General features: G+C 56.3%; 20 protein-coding genes. 16 read left to right on the top strand and 4 right to left on the bottom strand.

The genetic code is table 11. The features are described 5' to 3' along the window. Positions 1-3 precede the first annotated feature (3 nt). The 8 genes from CGL_RS08125 (at position 4) to nusB (ending at position 6,350) form a co-directional block, all read left to right on the top strand. Positions 4-309, top strand: a complete 306-nt coding sequence (locus CGL_RS08125) for an ArsR/SmtB family transcription factor (RefSeq protein WP_003855958.1) — start codon at positions 4-6, stop codon at positions 307-309. 38 nt (positions 310-347) lie between these two features. Continuing rightward, a complete protein-coding gene (locus CGL_RS08120; RefSeq protein WP_011014489.1) occupies positions 348-761 on the top strand; it encodes a prepilin peptidase in 414 nt (137 codons plus the stop codon). A gap of 78 nt (positions 762-839) precedes the next feature. After that, a complete protein-coding gene (gene aroC / locus CGL_RS08115) occupies positions 840-2,063 on the top strand; it encodes a chorismate synthase (RefSeq protein WP_020948590.1) in 1,224 nt (407 codons plus the stop codon). Continuing rightward, on the top strand, positions 2,053-2,625 hold the full coding sequence (locus CGL_RS08110; protein WP_011014487.1) for a shikimate kinase: 573 nt from the start codon (positions 2,053-2,055) through the stop codon (positions 2,623-2,625). Before aroC ends, CGL_RS08110 begins: the two co-directional genes overlap by 11 nt. A gap of 71 nt (positions 2,626-2,696) precedes the next feature. Further along, entirely contained in the window at positions 2,697-3,794 is a 1,098-nt protein-coding gene (gene aroB, locus CGL_RS08105; RefSeq protein ID WP_011014486.1) for a 3-dehydroquinate synthase, read from the top strand. A 66-nt stretch (positions 3,795-3,860) separates the two neighbouring features. Next, positions 3,861-4,952, top strand: coding sequence for an aminopeptidase P family protein (locus tag CGL_RS08100; protein WP_011014485.1), 1,092 nt, complete (start codon positions 3,861-3,863; stop codon positions 4,950-4,952). An 84-nt stretch (positions 4,953-5,036) separates the two neighbouring features. Further along, positions 5,037-5,600 carry an elongation factor P gene (gene efp / locus CGL_RS08095; protein WP_003855973.1) on the top strand — a complete coding sequence of 188 codons (564 nt, stop codon included), beginning with the start codon at positions 5,037-5,039 and terminating at the stop codon, positions 5,598-5,600. Between the two features lie 66 nt (positions 5,601-5,666). After that, on the top strand, positions 5,667-6,350 hold the full coding sequence (gene nusB / locus CGL_RS08090) for a transcription antitermination factor NusB (protein WP_011014484.1): 684 nt from the start codon (positions 5,667-5,669) through the stop codon (positions 6,348-6,350). Positions 6,351-6,775: 425 nt separating this feature from the next. Here the strand turns inward: nusB and CGL_RS08085 are convergent, their stop codons facing one another. The 4 genes from CGL_RS08085 to CGL_RS08070 form a co-directional block, all read right to left on the bottom strand. Beyond that, positions 6,776-6,964 carry a hypothetical protein gene (locus CGL_RS08085; RefSeq protein ID WP_011265771.1) on the bottom strand — a complete coding sequence of 63 codons (189 nt, stop codon included), beginning with the start codon at positions 6,962-6,964 and terminating at the stop codon, positions 6,776-6,778. A gap of 1 nt (position 6,965) precedes the next feature. After that, positions 6,966-7,430, bottom strand: a complete 465-nt coding sequence (locus CGL_RS08080) for a YbjN domain-containing protein (RefSeq protein WP_011014482.1) — start codon at positions 7,428-7,430, stop codon at positions 6,966-6,968. Continuing rightward, the gene (locus CGL_RS08075; protein ID WP_011014481.1) at positions 7,420-7,899 is read right to left on the bottom strand and encodes a YbjN domain-containing protein; all 480 of its coding nucleotides are present in this window, start codon (positions 7,897-7,899) and stop codon (positions 7,420-7,422) included. Before CGL_RS08075 ends, CGL_RS08080 begins: the two co-directional genes overlap by 11 nt. Before the next feature lie 67 nt (positions 7,900-7,966). Beyond that, on the bottom strand, positions 7,967-9,493 hold the full coding sequence (locus tag CGL_RS08070) for a TIGR01777 family oxidoreductase (RefSeq protein ID WP_020948589.1): 1,527 nt from the start codon (positions 9,491-9,493) through the stop codon (positions 7,967-7,969). Between the two features lie 308 nt (positions 9,494-9,801). Here CGL_RS08070 and pyrR point away from each other — a divergent pair, with 308 nt between their 5' ends. The 8 genes from pyrR to gmk all read left to right on the top strand — a co-directional run bounded on the left by pyrR (position 9,802) and on the right by gmk (position 19,321). Beyond that, positions 9,802-10,380 carry a bifunctional pyr operon transcriptional regulator/uracil phosphoribosyltransferase PyrR gene (gene pyrR, locus CGL_RS08065; RefSeq protein ID WP_003862208.1) on the top strand — a complete coding sequence of 193 codons (579 nt, stop codon included), beginning with the start codon at positions 9,802-9,804 and terminating at the stop codon, positions 10,378-10,380. Then, positions 10,381-11,319, top strand: coding sequence for an aspartate carbamoyltransferase catalytic subunit (locus tag CGL_RS08060; RefSeq protein WP_003862210.1), 939 nt, complete (start codon positions 10,381-10,383; stop codon positions 11,317-11,319). A 52-nt stretch (positions 11,320-11,371) separates the two neighbouring features. Then, positions 11,372-12,715, top strand: a complete 1,344-nt coding sequence (locus tag CGL_RS08055; protein WP_011014479.1) for a dihydroorotase — start codon at positions 11,372-11,374, stop codon at positions 12,713-12,715. 129 nt (positions 12,716-12,844) lie between these two features. After that, positions 12,845-14,026, top strand: coding sequence for a glutamine-hydrolyzing carbamoyl-phosphate synthase small subunit (carA, locus tag CGL_RS08050; protein WP_011014478.1), 1,182 nt, complete (start codon positions 12,845-12,847; stop codon positions 14,024-14,026). Between the two features lie 5 nt (positions 14,027-14,031). Beyond that, positions 14,032-17,373 carry a carbamoyl-phosphate synthase large subunit gene (carB, locus tag CGL_RS08045; RefSeq protein ID WP_003862217.1) on the top strand — a complete coding sequence of 1,114 codons (3,342 nt, stop codon included), beginning with the start codon at positions 14,032-14,034 and terminating at the stop codon, positions 17,371-17,373. Between the two features lie 5 nt (positions 17,374-17,378). Next, positions 17,379-18,215 carry an orotidine-5'-phosphate decarboxylase gene (gene pyrF, locus CGL_RS08040; RefSeq protein ID WP_011014477.1) on the top strand — a complete coding sequence of 279 codons (837 nt, stop codon included), beginning with the start codon at positions 17,379-17,381 and terminating at the stop codon, positions 18,213-18,215. A 205-nt stretch (positions 18,216-18,420) separates the two neighbouring features. After that, positions 18,421-18,741 carry an integration host factor, actinobacterial type gene (mihF, locus tag CGL_RS08035; protein ID WP_003862221.1) on the top strand — a complete coding sequence of 107 codons (321 nt, stop codon included), beginning with the start codon at positions 18,421-18,423 and terminating at the stop codon, positions 18,739-18,741. Between the two features lie 7 nt (positions 18,742-18,748). Then, positions 18,749-19,321, top strand: a complete 573-nt coding sequence (gene gmk / locus CGL_RS08030) for a guanylate kinase (protein WP_003855988.1) — start codon at positions 18,749-18,751, stop codon at positions 19,319-19,321. The last annotated feature ends 59 nt before the right edge of the window (positions 19,322-19,380 follow it).

Raw genomic sequence — 19,380 nt, 5'->3', positions numbered from 1 at the left:
TCAATGGAGCATCAACCTCATCTCCTGAAGCTCGCCGATGAGTGGGCGCCAACATTCAAAATGCTCGGCGATCGCACGCGCCTCCGCCTCCTCATCGCGCTGCATTATCACGGCCCCGGTGAAGCCACCGTCTCAGAACTCGCGGACATCGTCGGCGTCACCCTGCCCACGGCCTCCGCAGCGCTCCAACTGCTCGCAGATAACGGAGTGGTCGAGTCCTTCAAGGAGGGGCGGGTGACAAGATATAAGCTTGTCGACGCCACGACCCACACCTTGCTTCACCACCTCGGGGGCACCCACCGACATTAAAGGGAACCAAATAGCGTTCGCTGCAGTCCAACCAAGATATGGGGATTTTTCTAGTTGGGTTGTGGTGCGCAGTCTTGGCTGTCATCGATATAAAATACCGGCGCCTGCCCGATGTGCTCACCCTTCCTGGTGCACTGTTAATTAATTTATGGGCATTGACTATTTATCCACAGTGGATGCTCGGCGGGCTTGTGTGGGCGGGGATTTATTTCCTCACGGCAGTGCTGGTGGGAGGAATTGGTGGGGGAGATATCAAGTTGGCTCTCGGTTTGGGGACAGCCGTAGCAGCCTTGGGAATGCAGGCTCTCATGGTGGCAATTGTGGGATCATCGTTAATTTCTGTCTTACTGGGTGGAATTTTTGCGGCTGTTAAAGGGGTGAAAAGGCCCAAATTTATTCCACATGGTCCAAGTATGGTTATCGCTAGTGCCTGCAGTTATGTCGCTTTTTGACGTCGAAAAGCAATTTTAAAAAGCCCTTGGGGTGGGCTGGATACGTCTTCTGCGGCCTTTCGTGCGATAATGCTAGGCATGCTTCGATGGACTACAGCAGGTGAATCCCACGGCCAGGCGCTTATCGCCACGGTTGAACACATGCCAGCAGGCGTGCCCGTGACTAAAGATGAGGTCTCGTATCAATTGGCGCGCCGACGCCTTGGATATGGTCGCGGCGCTCGCATGAAGTTTGAGCAAGACGCGTTGACCTTCCTCACCGGCATCCGCCACGGCCTCACTTTGGGTAGCCCCATCTCAATCATGATCGGCAACACTGAGTGGGATAAGTGGACCACCATCATGTCCTCTGACGCTTTGGACATGGAAGACCCAGATAACGTTGCGGCGATGTCTTCGGGTCGGGGCGCAAAACTGACTCGTCCGCGTCCAGGCCACGCTGATTACGCAGGCATGCTCAAGTACGGATTCGATGATGCCCGCAACGTGCTGGAGCGTTCTTCAGCCCGTGAGACGGCAGCACGCGTGGCAGCAGCAACCGTTGCGCGTTCCTTCCTGCGTGAAACCTTGGGCGTGGAAGTGCTTTCCCACGTAATTTCCATTGGTGCGTCCGAGCCTTACACTGGCGCGGAGCCAACCTTTGCAGATATTCAAGCAATCGATGATTCCCCAGTTCGTGCATTCGGTAAAGACGCTGAAGAATCCATGATCGCGGAAATCGAGGCCGCAAAGAAAGCCGGCGATACCCTCGGTGGCATCGTGGAAGTGATTGTTGAAGGCCTGCCCATCGGTTTGGGCTCACACATTTCTGGCGAAGATCGCCTCGATGCGCAGATCGCAGCTGCACTCATGGGCATTCAGGCCATCAAGGGCGTGGAAATCGGTGACGGTTTCGAAGAAGCTCGTCGACGTGGCTCCGAAGCCCACGATGAAGTGTTCCTGGATGACAACGGCGTATACCGCAACACCAACCGTGCAGGTGGCCTCGAAGGCGGCATGACCAACGGTGAAACCCTGCGCGTTCGTGCTGGCATGAAGCCAATTTCTACTGTGCCTCGCGCCCTGAAAACCATTGATATGGAAAACGGCAAGGCAGCAACCGGAATCCACCAGCGTTCCGACGTGTGCGCTGTTCCAGCCGCCGGTGTCGTTGCAGAAGCAATGGTCACCCTGGTTCTCGCCCGCGCAGTCCTGCAGAAATTCGGCGGTGACTCCCTGAGCGAAACCAAGAGCAACATTGACACCTACCTCAAAAACATTGAGGAACGAATGAAATTCGAAGGTTTAGAGGATGGAGCGTAATGAAGTGAATGATCAAATTCACTTAGATCATCAATCAGATGACACCTCTGAATGCTCCTGCCCGATCGTGGTTCTTGTGGGTTTGCCAGGAGCTGGAAAATCCACCATTGGACGTCGATTAGCGCGCGCCTTAAACACTGAACTCGTCGACTCCGACGAACTGATTGAGCGCGCCACCGGAAAAGCCTGTGGCGCCGTGTTCAGCGAGCTCGGCGAGCCAGCCTTCCGCGAGCTCGAGGCCATCCACGTGGCCGAAGCACTGAAATCCTCCGGAGTGGTGAGCTTGGGAGGCGGATCTGTGCTGACAGAATCCACCCGTGAACTGCTCAAAGGCCAGGACGTGGTCTGGATCGACGTGCCAGTAGAAGAAGGCATCAGGCGCACCGCAAACGAGCGTTCCCGCCCCGTGCTGCAAGCCGCCGACCCCGCCGAGCACTACCGCAACCTGGTGAAAGTGCGCACCCCGTTGTACGAAGAGGTGGCAACCTACCGACTTCGCACCAACAACCGCAGCCCCCAGCAAGTGGTGGCAGCAGTGTTGCATCATCTAGAAATCGATTAATTAAACCGGGCACCTGATTAACATTGGGCTGCCCGGTTTCTTCCTATTACAAGCGAAAGGCAACGTGCCCCATGAGCGCAGTGCAGATTTTCAACACCGTCCACGTCAATGGATCTTCCCCCTATGATGTCCACATTGGTTCCGGCCTCAACGAGCTCATTGTTCAGCGCGCAGCGGAATCAGGCGCGGAGCAGGTAGCGATTTTGCACCAGCCCAGCATGGATGACATTGCATCCGAGTTGGATGCAGCACTAGTCGCTGCTGGTTTGAAGGTCCTGCACCTTAATGTTCCCGATGCGGAAAACGGCAAGTCCTTGGAAGTAGCGGGGCAGTGCTGGGATGAATTGGGTGGCGCAGCATTCGGCCGCCGCGATATCGTCATCGGACTTGGTGGCGGTGCTGCCACAGATCTCGCGGGATTCGTCGCTGCTGCATGGATGCGTGGCGTGCGCGTCATTCAGGTTCCAACCACCTTGTTGGCCATGGTGGACGCTGCGGTGGGCGGCAAGACTGGCATCAATACCGCCGCAGGCAAGAACCTTGTGGGCGCGTTCCACGAGCCTGACGCAGTATTCATTGACACCGATCGCCTAGCCACCCTGCCTGACGCGGAAATCATCGCGGGATCCGCCGAAATCATCAAAACTGGTTTCATCGCCGACCCAGAAATCCTGCGCCTTTACGAAACTGATCCCGCAGCCTGCCTGAAGAAAGAAGTCGAAGGCTCCCACCTACCTGAACTGATTTGGCGCTCCGTCACCGTCAAGGGCTCCGTGGTCGGCCAAGACCTCAAAGAATCTAGCCTGCGCGAAATCCTCAACTACGGACACACCTTTGCCCACGCCGTCGAACTCCGCGAAAACTTCCGCTGGCGCCACGGCAATGCCGTTGCAGTGGGCATGATGTTCATCGCCAACCTCTCCCACAAGCTCGGGCTTATCGACGCGCCCCTCCTCGAGCGCCACCGCTCAATCCTGGCGGCCATCGGTCTGCCCACTTCCTACGAAGGCGGAGCCTTCGACGAGCTTTACGACGGTATGACCCGCGACAAGAAAAACCGCGACGGCAACATCCGCTTCGTCGCACTGACCGCCGTGGGCGAGGTTACCCGCATTGAGGGGCCCTCAAAACAAGATTTACAGAGTGCTTATGAGGCAATCAGCCACTAAGTGTTGAGTAATCTACTAGTTTGGACTAGAAGTTACCCACTTTCAGTGAATTTTTAAGGAGAGAACATGGCTTTGGCTGATACCCGATTTGCCACTCGTCGTCGCGCACTTGCCGCAAAACTGGCAGCTCAACGGATCGACTCAATTTTGGTGACAAGCCCGATCCATGTTCGCTATCTCAGCGGATTCACCGGCTCCAACGGCGCACTGATCGTGAACAAAGATCTCTCCGCGCAGATCTGCACCGACGGTCGCTACACCACCCAGATCGCAGAAGAAGTCCCGGACATCGAGGCGCTGATTGAGCGTGCCTCGGCAACGACGCTGCTAGCGCAGGTCGAAGGGCCGCGTCGTATAGCAATCGAAGCCGCACAAACCACCCTGGACCAGCTAGACAGCCTGCGTGAAGCAACCCAGGAAGACGTCGAGCTGATCCCCGTGTCAGGTGTTGTGGAATCCATTCGCCTGACCAAAGACAGCTTCGAACTCGACCGCCTCCGCGATGTCGCAGCGCTGGCTTCCCAAGCATTCGAAGATTTACTCGCAGCAGGAGAACTCGCCGAAGGCCGATCAGAGCGCCAAGTCGCCGCCGATCTGGAATACCGCATGCGCCTGTTGGGAGCAGAACGCCCCAGCTTCGACACCATCGTGGCCTCTGGACCTAACTCCGCGAAACCACACCACGGCGCAGGCGACCGCATCCTCCAGCGCGGCGATCTAGTCACCATCGATTTCGGCGCACACGCACGCGGATTCAACTCCGATATGACCCGCACCCTCGTTATGGGCGAAGCAGGGGAGTTCGAAGCAGAAATCTACGACATCGTCCTGCGCTCCCAACTCGCTGGTGTTGAAGCAGCCTACTCAGGCGCCAACCTCTTCGACATCGACGCAGCATGCCGCAAAATCATCGAAGACGCAGGCTACGGCGAATACTTCGTGCACTCCACCGGCCACGGCATCGGACTTGAAGTCCACGAAGCCCCAAGCGCATCCAAAACCTCACAAGGAGTCCTAGAAACCGGCTCCACACTGACCATCGAACCCGGAATTTACGTCCCCGGAAAGGGCGGCGTACGCATCGAAGACACCCTGATTATTACCTCAGGAGCACCGGAAATCATCACCAAGGTGAGTAAGGACCTCATCGTGGTGTAATCTAGGTGAGCTAATCGGTCTGCGCGTTTTTCAAGCACTTTGCGCAGACCCCCATCCACGTAATCCACGAGGGAGATCACATCCGTGGCAACTACCGCTGATTTCAAGAACGGTCTAGTTCTCAAGAACGAAGGCAAGCTGCAGCAGATCATCGAGTTCCAGCACGTCAAGCCAGGCAAGGGCCCAGCATTCGTGCGAACCAAACTCAAGGACGTCGTGACCGGCAAGACCATCGACAAGACCTGGAACGCAGGCGTCAAGGTTGAAACCGCAACCGTCGACCGCCGCGATGTCACCTATTTGTACAACGACGGCACTTCCTTCATCGTCATGGATGACAAGACTTTCGAGCAGTACGAGCTGTCCCCAGACGCATTCGGCGACGCTGGCCGCTTCCTACTTGAAAACATGCGCGTTCAGGTCTCCTTCCACGAAGGCGAGGCACTCTTCGGCGAACTCCCAGTATCTGTCGACCTCCGCGTCGAGCACACCGATCCAGGCCTGCAGGGCGACCGCTCCACCGGCGGCACCAAGCCAGCAACCCTCGAGACCGGCGCTGAAATCCAGGTCCCACTGTTCATCGAGACCGGAAACGTACTCAAGGTAGACACCCGCGACGGTTCCTACCTCTCCCGCGTTAACAACTAAGATTCTTAAAACCTTTAAGAATCAGCCAGAAACATTTTGATTGAACAGGAACAAAGAGAACAAAACGTGAGCGAGCGTCGACAAGATTACAAGCGACACGGATCCCGCTACAAGGCGCGCATGCGTGCCGTAGACATCCTATTTGAAGCGGAATCCCGCGATGTTGATCCCGTGGCCATCATCGATGACCGCCACAAGTTGGCGCGCGATACCAACCCCATCGTTGCACCGGTAGCGGAATACACCGAAACCATCATCAATGGCGTTGCCGTTGAACTCGATACCCTCGATGTCTTCCTCGCGGAACACATCGCAGAAACCTGGACTCTCGGACGACTCCCATCCGTCGACCGCGCAATCCTGCGCGTCGCTTCCTGGGAAATGATCTACAACGCCGACGTTCCTGTCACCACCGCAATCGTTGAAGCCGTGGAAATTGCCTCCGAATACTCCGGAGACAAATCCAGTGCCTACATCAACGCGACACTTGACGCCATGGCATCAAAGGTGGAGACCCTCCGCGAGCGCGCCGCCAACCCAGAAGCAGTTCTGGCGGAAGCTTCCGAATCTCTCGATGATGCTCCGGTCGCGCCGTGGGATGACTCGGATGCTTTGGATGACTCGGATGAAGATTTTGAGGCTGTAGATGCTGCTGAGGTTTTTGAGGCTGAAGAGACTGTAGAGGTTTCCGAAGTCGCAGAAGACTCTGAAGTTTCAAAGGTTTCAGAAGAAAAGGCTGACGAGAGCTAAATCTTTTCTGGCTAACACCAAGCGCCACCCACCCTGGAGAAATTTAGGGGTGGGTGGCGCTTCGTTGTGAGAGGGGACTAGACAGGTGTGACAAGATTCTTCGATTTCCAGGAGTTTTGGCACGTGCGTTTGGTTTATCGCCTTTAAAACCGGTCCGGTTCGGTATTGGCTAGCCGAGACCAAACCACACTGCCCACCAGTCGCGAGTTTCTAGAACGTGGGCATCTGTGTCTGGTTATGAGGGGGTCAAACCAGACACAGATGCCCACAAACCTCACTTTTGAGGTTCGTGGGCAGTGTGGTCTGGTCTCCCCCAATTTCTGGTGCCTGGGCCCAAAGAAGTCGACTCAACAGAATCGCCTCCAACGGCTTAGAACCAATGGAGGTATACAAACATTCATTCGGAAAGTTCGACGCCTTAGAATTCACCACAGGGGATTGGGCGGATATTTGCGGGCTCTTTTCGCTTCTGCCTCTGCCACATTCTTTTCGACGGCCTTGGACAAAATCTCGATGATTAGCTTGTTCTGCTTGTCTTTCTTTTCCAGTTCATCGATTTGAGCCTTCAGCGCCGCGAGTTCTTTTTCCTGCTCTTCGATGGACTCGTCCGACATGTTAGCCGATTTCCTTGCCTGCATTGGCTACGGCATCTTGAATCGCGAGGACGTGATCGATGGCGTTTTTCAGCATTGCGGAAAGCTGAATATCGTTGAGCCCAGCGGCGATGGGGACATCCTTCTCGGCGCGGATCACGATGTTGTCGGTGCGATCAACTACGACAGCCTTGGCAGCGAAGTTGAAACAGTTGACTTGGTTGCAGGCGAGATGCCATGCGGGGTTGCCGTCGGAGACTGGCATTTCGGTGGCGCGATCGGCACGAACGATCAGGACTGAACCGATGACAGCGAACATGACGTGATGGCCGTTGAGGTTGGCGCTGGCTACTTGGGATCCGGTGCCTTGTTCATCGGCGATGGATAGGTCAATGCCGAATTCTTTCATGATGAGGGAGATTCGGTCGATGGTCACTGGAATCGGCTTTGGGGTTGGGATTGTCGCAGAATTGGAATCAGTGGTCATGGTGTTCGTCCTTCCAGGTGACTAGATCTGGGAATTGCTGCTCAAGCCATTCGAAGCACTGAACAGCGGATTCGATGGAGCTCATAACGTAGGAGCCGACTTGGTTGTGGCTCATGCCTGCGGAAACAACGACGTGTCGCAGTGCATTGATGGCGAGGGTGCCTTCGTTGAGTTCGAAGAATCGAATGGTGGGTGCGAACTGGGTGAGGTTCCATTCGTTGGTGGCCGCGAGAACTTGTGCGGCAGCATCGGTGGAGGGGGCTCCTCGCCACATGGCTTCCATGGTTAAGCTGCCGTCTAAGAGGATGAAGCTGATGGCGGCGTTGATGAATCCGGTGCGGATTACTTTTTCGCCGTCGTGTTCATCGATGCGGTAGTCCAGTTTTTCGTCCTGGAGAATCCCTGCAACGGCATCGAGGTTAAATTCCTGGATGTCGTTGGGGTCGTGTGCTGTGGGTGATTGAGGCACTGGGGAGTTTCAGTCCTTCCAAAATCCTTTTAAAAGTAACTTTTCCACCACACTACAGATGGTGGTTTTAGTCGTTGCGCTTACGGCGGAAATTGAGGATTGATGAAAGGATACTTTGCTCTACTTCTTCGGGATCTTCCAGGTTGGTGGGGGATTCCTCTAGGACTGGGGCTTTCTTGGCGATCTTCTTGGCGGCTTTGAGTTCGGCTCGTTCCTGTTTGCGTTCGGCTTCGATTTCTTGCTGTTGGGCGAAATCTGCGAGTTGTTCGTAGCCAAGTTCGTGTGCGATGGCGGCCCCGATGTCGGTGTAGCGGAAGGTGTGGCTGAGGTTTTCCAGTGCTGCTGGGGCGGTGCGTTGGGACGCCAGGGCTAGCTCTTCAGCGCCTTGGCTTCCGAGCAGAATTTTGGGGCCGAGGGAAGGAATTTGGATGAATGCGGGACGGTGCATGCTGGTGGCCAGAATCTTGGTCATGTCCGCATTGGAGACTGGATTGGGGGCTACCGCGTTGATGGGGCCGGAGATCTGGGCGTCCACGATGGCGCGGTAGTAGATGTCGGTGAGGTCATCGATGGCGATCCAGCTGAACCAGGAGGTGCCATCGCCGAATTTTCCGCCTAGTCCGGTGGAGAACAGGGTTTTCAGCAGGGGAAGCATGCCACCGCGTCCACTGAGGGCCACGCCGGTGCGAATGAAGGCTACGCGCTTTCCTGCATCTGAGGCAGGAGCAGTGGCGTGTTCCCAATCCCTACAGACCTCGGCGAGGAAATCATCGCCGGATTCGGATTCTTCGGTCAGGATCTCGTCGCCGCGGTCGTGACCATAGAATCCAACTGCAGAGGCGGAAATCATGGTGGTGCACTGGGTGGATTCGGCAACTAATTCTGCGAGGAATTTGGTGGGAAGTACGCGGGACTCGCGGATGGCTTCTTTGTGGGAGTCGTTGAATCGCCCGAAGATCGGTTCGCCGGCAAGGTGAACCAAAACATCCGCGCCGTCGAGGAGATCGGATGCTGGGTTGAGTGGATCCCAGAAACGTTGGCCAGGTTTGGGTTCTTTGCGCACGAGTTGGATGACTTCGTGGCCGCCGGTTTGCAGCTGCGCTGTCAGCGCGCGGCCGACGAGCCCCCTGGAGCCGGTGATGGCTACGGTGAGGGGGGAGCCGTCGAAAAGCGTGCTTGTTCTACTTAAGAATTTTAGGTCTTCGATGAGCTGAGTTTGGCGATAGGCGAACATGCCCGTGAGTGTGGATGCCGGTAGGCGGGTGCTCACGGAATCTGTGATGAGTGTGCCGCCGTCTTGGTCGACGAAATTATGCACGTGGCGCCAGTTTGCGAGGGCCTTCACAGGGGCGGTGAGGCAGACGTCGGTGAAGCGTGACCCGTTCAAAAACCCGGATAAATCGTGGCGTGCCACCCATTTAAGTCCCGCGGGGAGACTGAAGATGGTGGTGCCGTCGGCGAGGCGTTCTGCCTGCGTAATGGGGTTAAGTGGGATGAATGGGGGAGTCAGACGTGCGACAGCGCCCTTGCGGGTATGCCAATCCCAGACCATTTCTCGGGGAAAAGGAATAAAATGGCTTGTGGTCAGACTCACAGGGGCTTCTCCAAGTCAGTGGATTTATGAGGTCCCAGTGGGTATACACCGGGTGTCCTACAACGATCAATTGTCACAGATTCGACTGGCATGCTGTACCATCTGCTTTAAGCATTTTGGTGTTTCACTGTTGTTAACAGTGTTTCACCGTGGAGCACTACCTTAAGATCATAGTCAGCATCTTGGGGTGAATGTGACACGGTACGCTATAGTGTCAGACAACAACCAGGAAACTGGTCGTTGCAGAGTTTTTGCAAAATTGGACATCCTTTAACGGACCGCACAGAGAGGCGGGGAAGGAGGTCACGATGAGCGAACGTAATAGTGCTGTACTAGAACTCCTTAATGAGGACGACGTCAGCCGTACCATCGCACGCATCGCGCACCAGATTATTGAGAAAACCGCGCTTGATTCCAAAGACGCGGATCGGGTCATGTTGTTAGGTATTCCCTCAGGTGGAGTCCCATTGGCCCGTAGGCTCGCTGAAAAGATCGAAGAATTTTCCGGCGTTTCGGTAGATACCGGCGCTGTTGATATCACCTTGTACAGGGATGATCTTCGAAACAAACCACACCGCGCACTGCAGCCCACCTCTATTCCAGCAGGTGGTATCGATAACACCACCGTGATTTTGGTGGATGATGTGCTGTTTTCCGGTCGTACCATCCGCGCTGCACTTGATGCTTTGCGCGACGTTGGACGCCCCAACTACATCCAGTTAGCTGTGTTGGTTGACCGCGGTCATCGCCAGCTGCCCATTCGCGCTGACTATGTGGGCAAAAATCTCCCCACCGCACGCGCGGAAGACGTTTCCGTCATGCTTACAGAAATCGACGGCCGCGATGCAGTCACGCTCACCCGAGAAGACTCTGAAGGGGATTCCTAGATGAAGCACCTCCTATCCATTAGCGATCTTTCCAAAGATGAGATTGTTGGATTGCTGGATGAAGCGGATCGCTTTAAGGAGGTGCTCGAAGGACGTGAAGTAAAGAAGCTGCCCACGCTGCGTGGTCGCACCATTTTTACCTTGTTCTATGAGAACTCCACGCGCACCCGTTCGTCCTTTGAAACCGCAGGAAAGTGGATGAGCGCCGATGTGATTAACATTTCGGCCTCATCATCCAGCGTGAAGAAGGGCGAGTCGCTGAAAGATACCGGCTTGACTTTGTCGGCAATCGGCGCGGATGCGATCATCATGCGCCACCCAGCCTCAGGCGCCGCGCAGCAGCTTGCGCAGTTCGTCGCACCAGGTGGCAACGGCCCCAGCGTGATCAACGCGGGTGACGGTTCGCACCAGCACCCCACCCAGGCGCTTCTCGACGCTTTAACCATCCGGCAGCGCACCGGCCGCATTGAGGGACTCAAAGTTGTCATCGTGGGCGACTGTTTGCACTCCCGGGTGGTGCGCTCCAATGTGGATCTGCTGTCCACTTTGGGCGCAGAGGTAGTGCTGGTTGCTCCTCCGACACTGCTTCCTATTGGTGTGGAGAACTGGCCAGTCCGATTCTCCTACGACATGGACGCAGAAATTGCCGACGCCGACGTAGTGATGATGCTGCGCGTTCAGCAAGAACGCATGCAGGGTGGTTTCTTCCCCTCACACCGTGAGTACGCAACGCTGTACGGCATGTCCAAAGAGCGCGAAGCTCGCCTCAAGGACTCCGCCATCATCATGCACCCCGGCCCCATGCTTCGTGGCATGGAAATTAACTTCCAGGTGGCAGACGCACCACGCACCGCGGTACTGCAGCAGGTAAGCAACGGTGTGCACATGCGCATGGCCATTTTGTTCGCCCTGGTCGCAGGCTCTGACGCGACTATCTAATCGCGACCATCTGATCGCGAAATTCTAGAAAAGGTAACGAGGGATTAAAGAAGTGGTTGACAGCAACACCCAGTATCCAGAAACCGGCGCACTGGCACCGGCTCCTGCAGACTCACTCCTAATCAGCAACGTTTTGGTCTACGGCGAAGGCGAGCCAACGAATGTGTTTGTTAAAGATGGTGTGATCGCAGCTATCGGCGGCACTCATGAGGCTGACCGCACCATCGACGGCAATGGGGGAGTTCTCCTTCCAGGTTTCGTGGACATGCACGTTCACCTGCGTGAGCCAGGCCGCGAAGACACTGAAACCATTGCCACTGGTTCTGCCGCCGCAGCCAAGGGCGGATTCACCGCAGTATTCACCATGGCGAACACCACTCCAGTGATGGATCAGCCGGTTATCGCGGAATCCGTATGGTTCAAGGGCCAAAACATTGGCCTGTGCGACGTGCATCCAGTTGGATCCATCACCAAGGGTCTTGAGGGCAAGGAGCTTACTGAGTTCGGCATGATGGCTCGCTCTGAAGCCAAGGTGCGCATGTTCTCTGATGATGGCAAGTGCGTCGATGATCCTCAGGTCATGCGCCGCGCGCTGGAATACGCCAAGGGCATGGACGTTTTGATCGCCCAGCACGCTGAGGATCACCGCCTGACTGAGGGCGCTTCAGCACACGAGGGTGAAAACGCAGCTCGTCTGGGTCTGCGCGGCTGGCCACGTGTGGCTGAGGAATCCATCGTGGTGCGCGATGCCATCATGGCTCGTGACTACGGCAACCGCGTGCACATCTGCCACGCCTCCACTGAAGGCACCGTGGAGTTGCTTCGTTGGGCTAAGTCCCAGGGCATTCCAATCACCGCGGAAGTCACCCCGCACCACCTCACCTTGACCGATGAGCGCCTGGAAACCTACGACGCGGTCAACAAAGTCAATCCGCCACTGCGCGAAAGCCGCGATGCCGAAGCGCTCAAGAAGGCGCTTCTCGACGGCACCATCGATGTTGTTGCAACCGACCACGCTCCTCACGGTTCCGAAGATAAGTGCTGTGAATTCGAAAACGCCAAGCCAGGCATGCTCGGATTGGAAACCTCACTGTCCATCATCGTGGACACCTTCGTTGCCACCGGACTTGCAGACTGGCGCTTTGTTGCGCGCGTGATGAGTGAACGCCCAGCAGAAATCACCCGTCTACCAGGCCAGGGTCGCCCAATCGCAGAAGGTGAGCCAGCAAACCTCGCGATTGTTGATCCAGGAAAAACCTGGACAGCATCCGGTGCAGACTTTGCGTCCAAGGCTGAAAATACCCCATTTGAGGGCCAAGAATTCAGTGCCAAGGTCACACACACCGTGCTTCGTGGCAAGGTGACTTGTGCAGACGGAGTTGCACAAAACGCTTAACGGGTGGGTGCATAGTATGCACGCGCCACATTGCATATAATGCAATGAATTGAATAAACTACATTCAGGGTTATCAACCAGCCAATTTCTTTTAAAAAGGCAGACACACGAAAGGCGACAACAGTCACCGTGAGTAAAGACACCACCACCTACCAGGGAGTCACCGAGATCGGATCCGTTCCGGCATACCTGGTTCTTGCAGACGGACGTACCTTCACCGGATTTGGCTTTGGAGCTATCGGCACCACCCTTGGTGAGGCAGTGTTCACTACCGCCATGACCGGTTACCAAGAAACCATGACCGATCCTTCCTATCACCGCCAGATTGTTGTGGCTACCGCACCACAGATCGGCAACACCGGCTGGAACGATGAGGACAACGAGTCCCGCGACGGCAAGATTTGGGTTGCAGGCCTTGTTATCCGCGACCTCGCAGCACGTGTGTCCAACTGGCGCGCCACCACCTCCTTGCAGCAGGAAATGGCAGGCCAGGGCATCGTCGGCATCGGCGGAATCGACACCCGCGCACTGGTTCGCCACCTGCGCAATGAAGGTTCCATTGCAGCGGGCATCTTCTCCGGCGCTGACGCACAGCGCCCAGTTGAAGAACTCGTAGAGATCGTCAAGAATCAGCCAGCAATGACCGGCGCAAACCTCTCCGTTGAGGTCTCTGCTGATGAAACCTACGTCATCGAAGCTGAAGGCGAAGAGCGCCACACCGTCGTGGCCTACGACCTGGGCATTAAGCAAAACACCCCACGTCGTTTCTCTGCACGCGGTGTTCGCACCGTCATCGTGCCTGCTGAAACCCCATTCGAGGATATCAAGCAGTACAACCCATCAGGCGTGTTCATCTCCAACGGCCCTGGCGATCCTGCAGCAGCAGACGTCATGGTTGATATCGTCCGCGAAGTTCTTGAAGCCGACATTCCATTCTTTGGCATCTGCTTCGGCAACCAGATTCTTGGCCGCGCATTCGGCATGGAGACCTACAAGCTGAAGTTCGGCCACCGCGGCATCAACGTTCCAGTGAAGAACCACATCACCGGCAAGATCGACATCACCGCCCAGAACCACGGCTTCGCACTCAAGGGTGAAGCAGGCCAGGAATTCGAGACCGATTTCGGCACTGCAATTGTCACCCACACCTGCCTCAACGACGGCGTCGTTGAAGGTATTGCGCTGAAGTCCGGACGCGCATACTCCGTTCAGTACCACCCAGAGGCCGCTGCCGGCCCAAATGATGCAAGCCCCCTGTTTGACCAGTTTGTTGAGCTGATGGATGCAGACGCTCAGAAGAAAGGCGCATAAATAACATGCCAAAGCGTTCAGATATTAACCACGTCCTCGTCATCGGTTCCGGCCCCATCGTCATTGGCCAGGCATGTGAATTCGACTACTCCGGCACCCAGGCTTGCCGCGTGCTGAAGGAAGAGGGACTGCGCGTCACCCTCATCAACTCCAACCCAGCAACGATCATGACCGACCCAGAAATGGCTGACCACACCTACGTGGAGCCAATCGAGCCGGAATACATCGACAAGATTTTCGCTAAGGAAATCGAGCAGGGCCACCCAATCGACGCCGTCCTGGCAACCCTTGGTGGCCAGACTGCACTTAACGCAGCTATCCAGCTGGATCGCCTCGGCATCCTGGAAAAGTACGGCGTTGAACTCATCGGTGCAGACATCGATGCCATTGAGCGCGGCGAAGATCGCCAGAAGTTCAAGGATATTGTCACCACCATCGGTGGCGAATCCGCGCGTTCCCGCGTCTGCCACAACATGGAAGAAGTCCACGAGACTGTCGCAGAACTCGGCCTTCCAGTAGTCGTGCGTCCATCCTTCACTATGGGTGGCCTGGGCTCCGGTCTTGCATACAACACCGAAGACCTTGAGCGCATCGCTGGTGGCGGACTTGCTGCATCTCCTGAAGCAAACGTCTTGATCGAAGAATCCATCCTTGGTTGGAAGGAATTCGAGCTCGAGCTCATGCGCGATACCGCAGACAACGTTGTGGTTATCTGCTCCATTGAAAACGTCGACGCACTGGGCGTGCACACCGGCGACTCTGTCACCGTGGCACCTGCCCTGACCCTGACTGACCGTGAATTCCAGAAGATGCGCGATCAGGGTATCGCCATCATCCGCGAGGTCGGCGTGGACACCGGTGGATGTAACATCCAGTTCGCCATCAACCCAGTTGATGGCCGCATCATCACCATTGAGATGAACCCACGTGTGTCTCGTTCCTCCGCTCTGGCATCCAAGGCAACGGGCTTCCCAATTGCCAAGATGGCTGCCAAGCTGGCTATCGGATACACCCTGGATGAGATCACCAACGACATCACTGGTGAAACCCCAGCTGCGTTTGAGCCCACCATCGACTACGTCGTGGTCAAGGCCCCACGCTTTGCTTTCGAGAAGTTTGTCGGCGCTGATGACACTTTGACCACCACCATGAAGTCCGTCGGTGAGGTCATGTCCCTGGGCCGCAACTACATTGCAGCACTGAACAAGGCACTGCGTTCCCTGGAAACCAAGCAGCAGGGTTTCTGGACCAAGCCTGATGAGTTCTTCGCAGGGGAGCGCGCTACCGATAAGGCAGCTGTTCTGGAAGATCTCAAGCGCCCAACCGAAGGCCGCCTCTACGACGTTGAGCTGGCAATGCGCCTTGGCGCAAGCGTGGAAGAACTCTACGAAGCATCTTCTATTGATCCTTGGTTCCTCGCCGAGCTTGAAGCTCTCGTGCAGTTCCGCCAGAAGCTCGTTGACGCACCATTCCTAAACGAAGATCTCCTGCGCGAAGCAAAGTTCATGGGTCTGTCCGACCTGCAGATCGCAGCCCTTCGCCCAGAGTTCGCTGGCGAAGACGGCGTACGCACCTTGCGTCTGTCCCTAGGCATCCGCCCAGTATTCAAGACTGTGGATACCTGTGCAGCAGAGTTTGAAGCTAAGACTCCGTACCACTACTCCGCATACGAGCTGGATCCAGCAGCTGAGTCTGAGGTCGCACCACAGACTGAGCGTGAAAAGGTCCTGATCTTGGGCTCCGGTCCAAACCGCATCGGCCAGGGCATCGAGTTCGACTACTCCTGTGTTCACGCAGCTCTTGAGCTCTCCCGCGTCGGCTACGAAACTGTCATGGTCAACTGCAACCCAGAGACCGTGTCCACCGACTACGACACCGCTGACCGCCTGTACTTCGAGCCACTGACCTTCGAAGACGTCATGGAGGTCTACCACGCTGAGGCGCAGTCCGGCACCGTCGCAGGTGTTATCGTCCAGCTTGGTGGCCAGACTCCTCTGGGCTTGGCAGATCGTTTGAAGAAGGCTGGCGTCCCTGTCATTGGTACCTCCCCAGAGGCAATCGACATGGCTGAGGACCGTGGCGAGTTCGGTGCACTGCTGAACCGCGAGCAGCTTCCTGCTCCAGCATTCGGCACCGCAACCTCTTTCGAAGAGGCTCGCACAGTAGCCGATGAGATCAGCTACCCAGTGCTGGTTCGCCCTTCCTACGTCTTGGGTGGCCGTGGCATGGAGATTGTCTACGATGAGGCTTCCCTCGAGGATTACATCAACCGCGCAACTGAGTTGTCTTCTGACCACCCAGTGCTGGTTGACCGCTTCCTAGACAACGCTATTGAGATCGACGTCGACGCACTGTGCGACGGCGACGAGGTCTACCTGGCAGGCGTCATGGAGCACATCGAGGAAGCCGGCATTCACTCCGGTGACTCCGCATGTGCACTTCCTCCAATGACTTTGGGCGCACAGGACATCGAGAAGGTCCGCGAAGCAACCAAGAAGCTGGCTCTGGGCATCGGTGTACAGGGCCTGATGAACGTCCAGTACGCACTCAAGGACGACATCCTCTACGTCATCGAGGCAAACCCACGTGCATCCCGCACCGTGCCGTTCGTCTCCAAGGCAACGGGCGTCAACCTGGCCAAGGCAGCATCCCGTATCGCAGTGGGCGCCACCATCAAGGATCTCCAAGATGAGGGCATGATTCCTACCGAGTACGACGGCGGCTCCTTGCCACTGGACGCTCCAATCGCTGTGAAGGAAGCAGTGTTGCCGTTCAACCGCTTCCGTCGCCCAGATGGAAAGACCCTGGACACCCTGCTTTCCCCAGAGATGAAGTCCACTGGCGAGGTCATGGGCTTGGCCAACAACTTCGGCGCTGCATATGCAAAGGCTGAAGCTGGCGCGTTTGGTGCATTGCCAACCGAAGGCACCGTCTTCGTGACCGTGGCTAACCGCGACAAGCGCACCCTGATCCTGCCAATCCAGCGCCTGGCGTTGATGGGCTACAAGATCCTCGCCACCGAAGGCACCGCAGGCATGCTGCGCCGCAACGGCATTGAGTGTGAAGTTGTGCTCAAGGCTTCCGACATCCGCGAAGGTGTAGAGGGCAAGTCCATCGTGGATCGTATCCGCGAAGGCGAAGTTGACCTCATCCTCAACACCCCAGCTGGTTCTGCTGGCGCTCGCCACGATGGCTACGATATCCGCGCAGCAGCAGTGACCGTGGGTGTTCCGCTGATCACCACTGTTCAGGGTGTCACCGCAGCTGTCCAGGGCATAGAGGCCCTGCGTGAGGGCGTTGTCAGCGTCCGCGCGCTGCAGGAACTCGACCACGCAGTCAAGGCTTAAGCCCTATGACATTCGGCGAGAAGCTTCTGAACGCCGCCTCCACCCGTGGCAGGCTATGCGTGGGCATTGATCCCCACGAAAGCCTGCTGACGTCCTGGGGGCTGCCGGTAAACGTAGACGGACTTGCGGAGTTCTCCCGCGCCTGCGTGGAGGCTTTCGCCGACACCGTGGCATTGGTGAAGCCTCAGGTGGCGTTCTATGAGCGTTTCGGTTCCGCTGGCTTTGCCATCTTGGAAGAAACCATTCAGACGCTGCGTGAGCGTGGCTGTTTGGTGGTCTCTGACGCCAAACGCGGCGATATTGGCTCCACCATGGCTGGCTATGCCTCAGCGTGGTTAGATCCAGCGTCACCGCTGTCTAGCGACGCTGTGACGGTCTCTCCCTACCTTGGTTTTCATTCCTTGGACCCAGTGTTCGAACTTGCCGAGCAACACGGCAGGGGAGTGTTTGTCTTGGCCGCGACCTCAAACCCTGAGGCCCGCGAACTCCAGGACCAGCAAAACGCTGACGGCGTGAGCATTTCCCAGCAGATCGTGGATCAGGCAGCGGCGCTTAACGCGCCTTATATGGCCCAGGGCAAGGCTGGCAACATTGGCGTCGTCATCGGCGCCACCTTGTCCAAACCACCACGCTTATCGACGCTCGGGGGCGCCATTTTGATGCCCGGCGTCGGCGCCCAGGGCGGCACGGCAAGCGACGTTGATGAGATTGCGGGAGACATGGCTCATCTTGCATTCCCAAATGTCTCTAGAAGTATTTTGGCGACAGGCCCAGATATCGCTGAAATGAAGAATTCTGTGGCAAAAAATGCTGCAGACTTTCCTGGTTTCCCCAGGTCATAGTCGCGGAAACGGCCCTTAATTGCAAGCCTGTGACCTGCAGGTTTAGCTTTTAGGGGTTCTGCCACCTTTGTGTTTGCGAAAGTAGTGCTAGACTATTCGAAAATCGCAGGCTGACATCCTTGGTATTAACCAGGTGTACCCTCGATTTCTGGATACTTTGGTATTCCTTTTGTCACTAAAAACCACACGATAACGGAGGAACCCCGTGGCCCTTCCACAGTTGACTGATGAGCAGCGCAAGGCAGCGCTTGCTAAGGCAGCAGAGGCACGCAAGGCACGCGCAGAGCTCAAAGAGAACCTGAAGCGCGGCAACACTAACCTCAGGGAAGTTCTGGACAAGGCTGAGTCTGACGAGATCATCGGCAAGACCAAGGTCTCCGCTCTCCTCGAGGCTCTCCCTAAGGTTGGCAAGGTCAAGGCAAAGGAGATTATGGACGAGCTGGGCATTGCTCAGACCCGTCGTCTTCGTGGACTGGGTGACCGTCAGCGTCGCGCACTTCTCGAGCGTTTCGGCTTCGAGGATTAATTCTTCAGTGTCGGGCGATAACCAACTAGGACGGCTCGTAATTCTTGCGGGCCCCTCAGCGGTCGGTAAATCGACTGTGGTTGATCGCCTCCGCAATGACGTTCCAAACCTGTATTTCAGTGTGTCGATGACCACTAGGGCACCTCGTCCTGGTGAAGTCGATGGACGTGACTACTTCTATGTCACTGCACAGGAATTTCAGGACAAAATCGACTGTGGAGAGATGCTTGAATGGGCAGATATCCACGGCGGTTTGCAGCGTTCAGGCACTCCAGCAGGTCCCGTCAATGAGGCTCGCCAAAATGGTCGGCCAGTATTGGTTGAGGTTGATCTTGCAGGAGCCCGAAACATCGCTAGCTTAATTCCAGATGCAGAAACCATCTTCCTTGCTCCACCTTCATGGGAAGTTTTGGTTGAACGCCTCACTGGACGTGGCACCGAAAGCGAAGACGTTATTGCTCGCAGGCTCGAGACCGCACGCGAAGAATTGGCTGCTCAGAGCGAATTTAAGCACGTCATTATCAATGATGATGTGGATACAGCCGTCAAGGCTATTGAGGATGTTCTCCTCGGCGCTTAGCCAAAACATAGAGCGGTAGGGTATGCTTATCCGATTGAGCAACCTTTCCCGCTCTTAAC

The sequence above is a fragment of the Corynebacterium glutamicum ATCC 13032 genome (assembly GCF_000011325.1).
GTDB classification, from domain to species: Bacteria; Actinomycetota; Actinomycetes; order Mycobacteriales; family Mycobacteriaceae; genus Corynebacterium; species Corynebacterium glutamicum.
Note: the sequence above shows the minus strand (reverse complement) of the source record. Positions and strands in the feature narration are given on the sequence as shown.